Genomic DNA, 10,220 nt, shown 5'->3' on the forward strand with positions numbered 1-10,220 from the left:
AAGTTTTCATTTAGTTATAGACACCGGAAAATTTGTGTAAATTTGCATAAAAAAACCAGCCTTTCGGCTGGTCTGCATATATAGCTTAAATTACCATGTTTTTTCGATTTCTGGTTCGCAGATGTTGATTTCTGTGTCAAAATCAAAGAACTTACATTTGTCCATTCTTGGAACAAAGTTTACTGTGTCGCCAAGTTTTGGATTTACAGTAGGGTGGCATTTTGCAACAACCTTTGTGTTCTGAATCTGTACAAAAACGTGTGTTTCTGCACCGAGTGGTTCTTTGTTTGTAACTTTTACAGAAATATTGTTTTCTGCTGCTGGAACATCCTGATAAATAAGGTCTTCTGGACGAACGCCGAACCATACTTCTTTTCCAACATAAGCCTTAAGGTGTTTCTGCTGGTTTTCTGTTGGAACGAGTTTGAATGTTCCTTCGTTTGCTACAACTTTATCACCGTTTGCTTCAATCTTCATTTTGAAGAAGTTCATTGGAGGTGTTCCGATAAATCCCGCAACGAATTTGTTAATCGGGTGATTGTAAAGATAAAGTGGAGCGCCAATCTGCTGAATGCGTTTTTCTGACATTACAACGATTTTTGTACCCATTGTCATAGCTTCAATCTGGTCGTGTGTTACGTAAATCATTGTTGCCTGAAGACGGCTGTGGAGAGCAGAAATCTCTGCACGCATCTGAACGCGGAGTTTTGCGTCAAGGTTAGAAAGTGGTTCGTCGAACAAGAATACTTTTGGAGAACGAACGATTGCACGTCCTACAGCAACACGCTGACGCTGACCGCCAGAAAGAGCCTTTGGTTTGCGGTCGAGATATGTATCGAGGTCAAGAATTTTAGAAGCTTCGCGAACACGACGATCAATTTCTTCTTTGTCAATTTTGCGGATTTTAAGACCATAAGCCATGTTGTCGTAAACTGTCATGTGTGGATAAAGAGCATAATCCTGGAAAACCATGGCAATGTTGCGGTCTCTTGGCGGAACATCGTTCATAACTTCGCCATCAATTAAAAGCTGACCACCAGTAATGTCTTCAAGACCAGCAATCATGCGGAGAGTTGTAGATTTACCACAACCAGACGGACCTACGAATACACAAAATTCGCGGTCTTCAATTGTTACATTAGATCTTTCTACAGCAAGAACGTTGCCGTCGTAGATTTTTGTAATACCTTTAAGTTCAATCTTAGCCATTTAATCCTCTTAACAGTAATAAATTAAAAATTACTTTCATTATAATAACATTTAATAAGTATCAAAATCAATAATCTGAGTACGCAAAACACTTTAAAACGCAGTTTTTTATATGGACGAAGTTAACCGTCTATCCGGCTTTTCGTGGCTGCGGTCCTTCGGACTTGCTTTGCAACCACTACAATCCGGCGTAAGTTAAGCCTGTAGATTCGTCAATTCCCATCATAATATTCATGCATTGAACGGCGGCTCCGCTTGCTCCTTTGCCCAAATTGTCAAAGCGGCTTGTAAGAACCAGTCTTTCGTCGTTGCCACAGACAAAAATCTGCATGCTGTTTGTGCCGGCGAGTGTGTTTGCAGGGATAAAATTTTCCGTAAGAGTGCCTTTGCCCAAAAAATCTGCGCATTTTACAAACCGGCTGGAATTGTAATGTTCCTTAAAAACTTCTGTAAGTTGCTGGCCGTTGAGTTTTTTTTGTAACAGTCTTGTAAAAAGGCTTACTGTTACGGTCATGCCTTCAAAATAATCGCAGACATAAGGATTAAAAATCGGTTTGTATGAAAGTCCGCTTATTTTTTGCATTTCCGGAAGGTGTTTGTGTTCTTGTGTGAGCGCATAAAGACGAGGAGATTTTAATTCCGGATTGCGGTCTGTAGATTCGTACTGGGCGATTGCTTTTTTTCCTGCTCCTGAGTATCCCGACACTGCATGGCAGACAACTGGATAATCTGGAGCGATTATTCCGTTTTTGATAAGCGGATAAACGAGAGAAATAAAACCGGAAGCGTAGCAGCCTGGAACGGCAACCCTGTTTGAAGTTTCGATTTTCTGGCGATGTTCCTTTGAAAGTTCTGGAAAACCGTAAGCCCAATCCGGGTTTGTGCGGTGAGCTGTTGAAGCGTCTAAAATACGGGTTTTTGGGTTTGTGCAAAGATTTGCGGCCTCGATTGCGGCTGCGTCTGGCAGACAGAGGAACGTAAAGTCGGAAGCGTTTATCATTTTTGCACGTTCTTGAGGATCCTTGCGTTTTTCCTCATCGATTAAAAGAATTTCGATGTCGCTGCGTTTTTCAAAACGTTCATAAATTTTAAGACCAGTTGTGCCGTCTTTGCCGTCAATAAAAACTTTGTAAGCCATTTTTTTTCGTCTCCAAAATTATTTGCGTTAGGGGTTGGAGTGGCCGCAAAGCGGGTGCAAAGCACCGATAGCCACGGAAGACCCGACTTTTGGCTGTAAAGCCAAAAGTAACGCCCGGATTTCTTTAAATATATATTTTTTGGCCGATAATTACGATATGAAACACAGAACTTTTTGGATATTTTTTTTGATGGCTCTTTTTATGACGTCAGATACCGAAATTTTTGCTCAGGCGCAGGCTGTAAAATTGCATTATTCGGGAAAAGGCGGATATTCGCTTGTGGAACGGACAAACTTGCGCCGTTATGTGAACGGAAAATATGTCGGTTTGACGAGCAGGGAAGTGCGTTCTTTTGTGAGTCCGAGTGAGCCTCCGTTGATGCGTTTTAAGGCAAAAGGTTCTGTTTACGAAAATGACCAGTGGTATGACGGAAGTTTTTATGTTATGGAAGAAACTTTGCGTAATTCTCAGGCTGCTGGAGCAGGAATTCACGAAGCGGTTCAGTCGGTTTTTCATATTTCTAAAAACGGGCAGCTTACAATGTACAAGGATAACGGTTATCCGAGTTTTAGAAGTTTTCCGGCTTATACTGCGGAAAAGGTGAGTGTTGGAGAAAGTTGGAAGGCTGTGGCGGAACGTTCGGTTGATCCGCTCAATAAAGGTGTTTTTACAAAAATTCCGATGCAGGTTCTTTATACTTTTTCTGGCGCAGAAACTTATAAAGGACAGGCGGTTTATAGAATTAAGGCAATTTGGCAGACTTATTATGATGCGCAAAACCGCGATTTTGGAGGAGATCCTTCGCTGCAAAAGGCGCGTGGCGGGCACAAGGCGGATATTATTGTTTTGCAGGAAACTGGTGAGCCGATTTTGACTATTGATAATGTTGACGAAACTTTTTTTTGGATTGATGGAACTCAGGTAAATTTTAAAGGAACGATTACGCTTTTTACGGAATTTCCGCCGGCATTTGACTCTCAGAGAATTATGGCGGCGTTAAACCGTGTAGCGACGGTTAAGAACGGACAAAACGGAACGGATAAAAAAAATTCTGGAACGGAAAAATTTGGTTCTGACGGAACTGTGATTGGTTCTGACAAAAAACTTTCGACTGAAAAGTCTGAAAAAGTTGCATCTGCCGAAAAAACTACAAAATCGCCGGCAAAAACTGGACAAAGTGCAGAAAAAATTGGTTCTGACAAAAAAACTGGAGCGGGCGCGGTTAAAACAGAAAAATTTGTGCCAGATGAGATTTTTGATAATTTTGATAAAAAAGAAACGGTTGCAGAAAATACAAAAAATACAGTTTCTGGTGGAAAAACTGTTCTCGAAAAGGTTGATGACGTTTTGCCAAAAAACAATATTGTTGCGGAAGAGGTTTCGGCAGGAATCCGCCTGAGCATTCGTGACATTAAATTTGCTCCGGACAGTGCGCAGATTTTGTCTGGAGAAAGTGAGCGGCTTGACGAAATTGCAGAGGTTTTAAAAATGGCTCCAAATGCGCAGCTTCTGGTTGAAGGCCATACTGCAAGCGTTGGAAAACCAGCTGGCGAACAAAAACTTTCTGAACAGCGCGCTCATAAAATTGCGGAAGAACTCAAGGCGCGTGGTGTAAAAGCTGGAGCGTTTATTTGCCGTGGATTTGGCGGAACAAAACCTGTTGCTTCTAACGAAACAAACGAAGGCAGGGCGCAAAACCGCCGCGTTGAAATTACGATTTTAAAATAAAATTTGGTTTGGAATTACGGCAAAGTCCAGATTTCGTTTTTGTGAATTGTTCCGAGAGCGTGTGCTGCTTGAACTATGTCTTGGCCGTTTTGAGCGAGCATAAAGCTTTTGAGGTCGATTGAAAAACGGTTCATAGAAAAATGCTGAAATACAAAAACTTTTTTCCATTCTTCTGGAGCAGAACAGTAAGCTTTTATGAGCTCGTTTTTGTATTCGGTAAAAATGCCGTTTTTTTTGAGTTCGCTGTAGCCGACAAGAAAAATTTCTGGTTTTTCGGCTTCGGTTTGCGCAGCACGGCAGAGGGAAATGTGAAGTTCTGCGGTTTTTTGAGCCATGTAAACCTGACTTTCTAAAATCAGTTTTTGGATTTTTTCGTCGCCATTGCTCAAAAGAAATTTTATGTGCTTTGTTTTTGCCGTGTGAACTGGCGTTTTATTTAAAATTATCGCGTTTTTGCGGAAATCAGTATTGAATTCGGGATTTTTTTGAAAAAAACTTGTCGCTATTTTTCCGCTTTGACCGACAAGGTATTTTTGATTTTTGGACAACTGCTCGTCTTTTCCGGGATTGTCGCCGATTACAATCAGCCGAATTTGGCTTTGTTCTGTAATTTCGTCGAGCGCGTTGTTGTAAACGACTGAATTTTCGATAGGATAATCTGGAGTGTCTTTTTGCGCTGCGTTTTTTTGAAGCGGAATTAGAATTGAAGAGAATTCTTCTGAAAGTTTTTTGCAGTAAGTGCGAAAATCGTTGCGAAAATTTGAAAAAATATTAAATTGTCCAGTTGTCATTTTTTTATGATAACTGGAATTTTGAGTTTTGTGTATTGGCCTGGAATTTGAAAGGTAAAAAACCGAAAAAGTAAATTTTACGCCGGATGCGGCGGCCGGAGTTGCCGGAGGCAATGAGCGTGAGCGAAGCCAGAGCAGCCGGTTTTTGGGAAAATTTTACGGAAAAGGCGAGGCTAAACTGCGAAAAAAAATGCCGTCCAAAATAAAATAAGGTTAAGAAGTAAAAACTTGTATGTTTTTTTTGGTGAATTACCTATCATTTTTATTAAAAATTGATTAAAATGTGGCGAGTTTTGTTATTTTTAAGTAAGTAGTTTTTTATGATTTTGAACATTTTTGCTCAGGTTTTTGGTTTTGTTGGCTCGCTGTGTCTTTTGCTTTTTGGAATGAATATGCTTTCCGACGGGATTCAGAAAGGTGCGGGAAGTAATTTACAGAAGTTGCTTGGAAAAATTGCAGGAAACAGATTTACGGCGGTTTTGACCGGAATTGGCGTTACGGCGATTATTCAGTCGTCTGGTGCTACTACCGTAATGGTTGTGAGTTTTGTCAATGCGGAAATGCTTACGCTCAAACAGGCGATTGGTGTAATTTTTGGTGCAAACATTGGTACGACTGTTACTGCCTGGATTGTTTCGCTTTTCGGATTCAGTTTTTCGATTGCTGATGCGGCAATTCCGCTTTTTGGAATTGGTTTTCTTTTAAAACGCATGAAAAAATTCAAGATTCACAATTTTGCAGATTGTTTTATGGGATTTGCAATTTTGTTTATGGGTCTTGACCTTCTTCAAAAAACCTTGACCTTGACTTCTGAGTCGGCGGCAGTTTTGCAGCATCTTACGAATTTGGGAATTGGCGGACTTTTGCTCGGTGTTTTTATCGGAGCAACGGTTACGGCTTTTATACATTCGTCTTCGGCTATGACAGCGATTGTTCTTACAATGGCGGCAAATAACTTTTTAACCTGGGAACTTTCGGCTGCCTTGGTTTTGGGAAGTAATATTGGTTCGACGATTGATGCTGTTATGTCGGCTTTTGGTGCTACGACCAATGCAAAACGTACGGCGCTTGTGCATGTTATGTTCAACGTTGTGGGAACTGTAATTGTTCTGTGCTTCTTTAAACCTTTCTTAAGTCTTGTTGATATGATTGTTCCTGGAACTCCAGCTTCAAATATTACAACTCATATTGCAATGCTCCATACGATTTTTAACGTTTGTTCTACGTTGATTTTCCTTCCTTTTGTCGATCAGATTGCATTTCTTGCAACTAAAATTATTAAAACCACTCCAGAAGAAAACAATTCTCATTATAGATTTCCAGCAATTTTGCCTAACAGCCACGTTTCGGCAGATGTTTACCTTTTTCAGATTCAGAAAGAAATTTCAAAAATGTCTGCAAAAATAATGGAAATGTTCGATATTATTTCGAATACACTTGCGAGCGCAGGCAGAAATCCTCAGGAAGTTGAGGTTGAAAAGTCGGTTGATTTGGTTCAGCAGCTGGAAGAATATATTGACGAAATGAACGAAGCAATCACTCACTTTTTGCAGCATGTTTCTCGACTACCGAATGCAAACCATGAAGACAGGATTCATTTTTTGCGTTTAATGACGATTACAGATACTCTTGAAAGTTTGAGTGATGAAAATTCTTCGATAATGTACACGCTCAAAAAGTACATTGAAAGCGAAAGTTTTAATTTTGTTTCAGACCAGACAAAAAAAATCTGTGGTTATCTTGAATCGGTTCGCCTGTTCTATGAACGTGTTTGTGTAAACTTTACGATTGGCATGACGGGTGAACAGAAGTACGAATACGAAAAACTCGAAGACGAAATTGACCGTACAAAGAAGAGTTTAAAATACGAAAGTCGCAAACGAATTGAATCAGGAAGCGATGTAAAAGCAGAACTTGCTTATATTGACCTGGTAAGAAAAATTGAAAAAGCTGGCGACTGCATCTACACTATAGTTCAAGCTATCTAAAAAAATGTCCGCAAAAAAATGCGGACATTTTTTTGCGGACACAAATAAAATCAATTCAAATTTTATTCTGAAAATTCTGCAACAAGTTGTGTTACGGTCTGCTTTGCGTCTCCGTAAAGCATTACTGTGTTGTCGTTTGTAAAGAGTGGATTTTCTACGCCAGAAAAACCTGTTCCTCTTCCGCGCTTGAGGACAAAGACTGTACGCGCTTCGTGAGCATTTACAATCGGCATTCCGTAGAGTGGACTTGATTTATCGTTGATTGCGTCTGGATTTACTACGTCGTTTGCGCCGATTACGATTGCAACATCAACATTGTTCATTTGAGCGTTCATTTCGTCTGCGGTTTTTAACTGCTCGTACGGAACATTGGCTTCTGCCAAAAGAACATTCATATGACCAGGCATTCGTCCTGCAACTGGATGAATCGCAAAATTTACTTCTGCGCCGTTTGCCTCAAGTTTGTCGCAAAGCTCTTTTACTGCGTGCTGAGCTTGGGCAACCGCCATTCCGTAGCCTGGAACAATTACAACGTTTTTAGCAGCTTCGAGAATAAGATAAGCGTCTTCGACAGACATGGCTTTTGGTTCTTTTACAGGACCATTGCCAGCCTTCTTTTTTGCTCCGCCAAAACTTTTGAATAAAAGACTTGAGAAAGTGCGGTTCATGGCTTTGCACATAATCAAAGTTAAAATTAAGCCGGAAGCACCGACAAGACAGCCGGAAACAACGAGAACTGTGTTGTTGATTGCAAAACCGGCAAAAGCCGCCGCAAGACCAGAAAGTGCGTTCAAGAACGAAATAATAACCGGCATATCACCGCCACCGATTGGAATTACCATCGTAAAGCCAAGAATCAAAAAGGCTGCGCTCGAAACGATAATTCCCAGTTGACCAACATTCAAACTTTCACAAACCGCCACACTGTCAAAAAACGAATACGACACAATTGCTGCAAGTCCAATTACGCACAAAACCGCATTTACCGCATTTTTTGCAGGAATTTTCCAGCCCTTAAAAGTCATTTTTCCGCTCAGTTTGCCCCAGGCAACAAGCGAACCTGTAAATGCAACTGCGCCGATTGCAATTGTAAGACCGAGAGAAATCGCTGTAAAACTGTCGCCTTTTTTTTGGCAGAGATACTGCGTTAAAGCAACTAAAAATGAAGAAAGACCGCCAAAACCGTTGAACAAAGCAACAAGTTCCGGCATTCCCGTCATCTGAACTTTTTTAGACCAGATTGCGCCGATTATTGTTCCTAAGAGAATTGCGACTGCGATCCAAACATATCCGTTTGCCAGCCAGTTTGCCGAATTCCACGAACCTAGAACCTCGTTTTCGCACAGAACCGTAATTACAGCAATTAACATGCCGACAGAAGAAAGAAGGTTTCCTTTTCGTGCAGTCGGAGTTTTTCCCATAAGTTTGATTCCGCGGATAAAGAAAATACACGAAATCATATACAAAATTTTAATAAATATATCGTTCATCAATTTCTCCTAAAATGTAAATCATTACGAAGCAATGAAGGTTGAATTTATTTTTTAGAATCGTCCTTTTTCTTGAACATTCCGAGCATGCGGTCAGTAACCATGTATCCACCGATTACGTTGATAGTTGCAAAAACAATCGCCAGAAAACCCAAGATTGCACCAAGTTTTCCACCGGCTTTAACAGCAACCGCCGTAATGCTCACCGCTCCGACAACAGTAATTCCTGAAATTGCGTTAGTTCCCGACATAAGCGGTGTATGAAGCTGGCTTGGAACTTTAGCAATAAGTTCGAGTCCCAAAAAAGCCGCAATTACGAAAACAAAAATAAGCATTATATCCATAATTTTCTCCAGTTAAAAATATAAAAAAGCAGGGGAAAAGCCTTTCCCCTGCGCCACACTTCGTTGTGGCGACACCCCATTCTCCTAAGGGCTGCGCCCTTAAAATCCTGCTGGCTTTATCAAAAGTGGAAAAACTGCCACAAAATTTTAGTTCTTAAATCTTTCGTGGATAATTTTTCCGCCCTGTGTTAACAGACACCCTTTCATTATTTCGTCTTCGAGGTTTACGTTAAATTCTTTTGTTTCTTTGTCGTAAAAATGTGTAAGGAAGGCCGTTATGTTTCCTGAGAACATTTTTGACGCATCGTAAGGAACCTGTCGTTCGAGCATGTCGCCGGACATAATCGTCACGCCGTTTTCTGTTATGACATTTTCAAAAAGTTTAGAACCTTCAACATTTCCGCCAGTTGAGCAAGCCATATCAACAACGATTGAACCTGGCATCATACGGTCAAGAACGTTTTTTTCGATAAGACGAGGTGCTTTGCGGCCAAAAACTTTTGCCGTCGTAATAACGATGTTTGATTTTTCGCAAATTTTTGCCTGCGCTTCTTTCTGCTTTGCAATCTGTTCAGGAGTAAGTTCTTTTGCATAACCCTGAGCAGTTTGTCCCATTTCTCCAAGGTCGATTTTTAAGAATGACGCTCCGAGGGATTTTACCTGTTCTTCGACAACAGGACGGGTGTCAAAGGCGTCAACGCGTGCTCCAAGTCGCTTTGCCGTTGCAATTGCCTGCAAACCTGCAACTCCGACACCGATTACAAAAACACGCGCAGGATTGATTGTTCCTGCCGGAGTTACCATCATTGGGAGGGCTTTTGGCAGGTGGGAAGCCGCGTTCAAAACGGCAACATAGCCTGCAAGAGAAGTTTGCGAAGACTGAACGTCCATTTTTTGTGCAAGGGTTGTGCGCGGAATCATTTCGAGAGAAACGGCTTGAACACCTTGAGAAGCAAATTCGTTAAGGAGTTCTTTTTGATTGAACGGATCCATGTAACTTAAATGCAACGAATCTTTTTGAATGCCTTTTATGCTTTCTGGCTTCATAATGCGGACGATAATCTGCGAATCTGAATATGCGTTTTCTTCAGAATCGACAATTTGCGCACCAGCATTTTTGTACGCTTCATCGCTAAAACCACTTTTTAAACCTGCTTTAGAAACCACTTTGATTTCAAAACCCATTGAAATAAGTTTTTTTACATCGTCGGGAATAAGTGAAACACGTGTTTCTCTTTCGTCTTTTTCCCGACAGACAAGAACTTTTTTCATAAAACTATGCACTCCTTTTTAATTGGAATTTTTTTGCACAGCAAAAGCAAATTGCCAAAATGTGCTGTTTTTTTGAATAAACTATTTTAATTTTAAGGCTGAATTTAAAAACACGCAAATTTGAAGATATAAAATTCGTGAACGGGTAAGCAGTAAAATATAATTCCCTATAAAAAAGGTTTCCAATCAGAATGTTTTACCTGCTCTTGATGAGATGAAGAAACTGATGTAGAACATTAACCTATCAGCTCGTAATCTT

8 protein-coding genes are annotated in these 10,220 nt (G+C 40.5%); 2 read left to right on the plus strand and 6 right to left on the minus strand.

The window, feature by feature from the left end; all coding sequences use genetic code 11:
• Positions 1–90: 90 nt before the first annotated feature.
• Complete coding sequence (locus ACT6XC_RS03355; RefSeq protein WP_443740793.1) at positions 91–1,209, minus strand: ABC transporter ATP-binding protein; 1,119 nt, start codon at positions 1,207–1,209, stop codon at positions 91–93.
• Positions 1,210–1,387: 178 nt separating this feature from the next.
• Entirely contained in the window at positions 1,388–2,347 is a 960-nt protein-coding gene (argC, locus tag ACT6XC_RS03360) for an N-acetyl-gamma-glutamyl-phosphate reductase (RefSeq protein WP_443740794.1), read from the minus strand.
• A 157-nt stretch (positions 2,348–2,504) separates the two neighbouring features.
• On the opposite strand from argC, the gene ACT6XC_RS03365 reads away from it, so the two are divergent.
• Positions 2,505–4,076: an OmpA family protein gene (locus ACT6XC_RS03365; protein WP_443740795.1), complete on the plus strand. Its 1,572-nt coding sequence runs from the start codon at positions 2,505–2,507 to the stop codon at positions 4,074–4,076.
• A 14-nt stretch (positions 4,077–4,090) separates the two neighbouring features.
• Here the strand turns inward: ACT6XC_RS03365 and ACT6XC_RS03370 are convergent, their stop codons facing one another.
• Positions 4,091–4,867 carry a hypothetical protein gene (locus tag ACT6XC_RS03370; RefSeq protein ID WP_443740796.1) on the minus strand — a complete coding sequence of 259 codons (777 nt, stop codon included), beginning with the start codon at positions 4,865–4,867 and terminating at the stop codon, positions 4,091–4,093.
• Between the two features lie 320 nt (positions 4,868–5,187).
• Here ACT6XC_RS03370 and ACT6XC_RS03375 point away from each other — a divergent pair, with 320 nt between their 5' ends.
• Entirely contained in the window at positions 5,188–6,855 is a 1,668-nt protein-coding gene (locus ACT6XC_RS03375) for a Na/Pi cotransporter family protein (RefSeq protein ID WP_443740797.1), read from the plus strand.
• A gap of 62 nt (positions 6,856–6,917) precedes the next feature.
• Here the strand turns inward: ACT6XC_RS03375 and ACT6XC_RS03380 are convergent, their stop codons facing one another.
• The 3 genes from ACT6XC_RS03380 to ACT6XC_RS03390 form a co-directional block, all read right to left on the minus strand.
• Complete coding sequence (locus ACT6XC_RS03380) at positions 6,918–8,345, minus strand: NAD(P)(+) transhydrogenase (Re/Si-specific) subunit beta (protein WP_443740798.1); 1,428 nt, start codon at positions 8,343–8,345, stop codon at positions 6,918–6,920.
• Positions 8,346–8,392: 47 nt separating this feature from the next.
• Positions 8,393–8,689, minus strand: a complete 297-nt coding sequence (locus ACT6XC_RS03385; RefSeq protein WP_443738138.1) for an NAD(P) transhydrogenase subunit alpha — start codon at positions 8,687–8,689, stop codon at positions 8,393–8,395.
• Positions 8,690–8,836: 147 nt separating this feature from the next.
• Complete coding sequence (locus ACT6XC_RS03390; RefSeq protein WP_443738139.1) at positions 8,837–9,961, minus strand: NAD(P) transhydrogenase subunit alpha; 1,125 nt, start codon at positions 9,959–9,961, stop codon at positions 8,837–8,839.
• Between the last annotated feature and the right edge of the window lie 259 nt (positions 9,962–10,220).

The sequence above is a fragment of the Treponema berlinense genome (assembly GCF_052273165.1).
GTDB classification, from domain to species: Bacteria; Spirochaetota; Spirochaetia; order Treponematales; family Treponemataceae; genus Treponema_D; species Treponema_D berlinense_A.

What these genes read in the sequence shown, in the direction of transcription:
- ACT6XC_RS03355 (WP_443740793.1), bottom strand. Translation starts at nt 1,209, where the DNA reads ATGGCTAAGATTGAACTTAAAGGTATTACAAAAATCTACGACGGCAAC.
- argC (WP_443740794.1), bottom strand. Translation starts at nt 2,347, where the DNA reads ATGGCTTACAAAGTTTTTATTGACGGCAAAGACGGCACAACTGGTCTT.
- ACT6XC_RS03365 (WP_443740795.1), top strand. Translation starts at nt 2,505, where the DNA reads ATGAAACACAGAACTTTTTGGATATTTTTTTTGATGGCTCTTTTTATG.
- ACT6XC_RS03370 (WP_443740796.1), bottom strand. Translation starts at nt 4,867, where the DNA reads ATGACAACTGGACAATTTAATATTTTTTCAAATTTTCGCAACGATTTT.
- ACT6XC_RS03375 (WP_443740797.1), top strand. Translation starts at nt 5,188, where the DNA reads ATGATTTTGAACATTTTTGCTCAGGTTTTTGGTTTTGTTGGCTCGCTG.
- ACT6XC_RS03380 (WP_443740798.1), bottom strand. Translation starts at nt 8,345, where the DNA reads ATGAACGATATATTTATTAAAATTTTGTATATGATTTCGTGTATTTTC.
- ACT6XC_RS03385 (WP_443738138.1), bottom strand. Translation starts at nt 8,689, where the DNA reads ATGGATATAATGCTTATTTTTGTTTTCGTAATTGCGGCTTTTTTGGGA.
- ACT6XC_RS03390 (WP_443738139.1), bottom strand. Translation starts at nt 9,961, where the DNA reads ATGAAAAAAGTTCTTGTCTGTCGGGAAAAAGACGAAAGAGAAACACGT.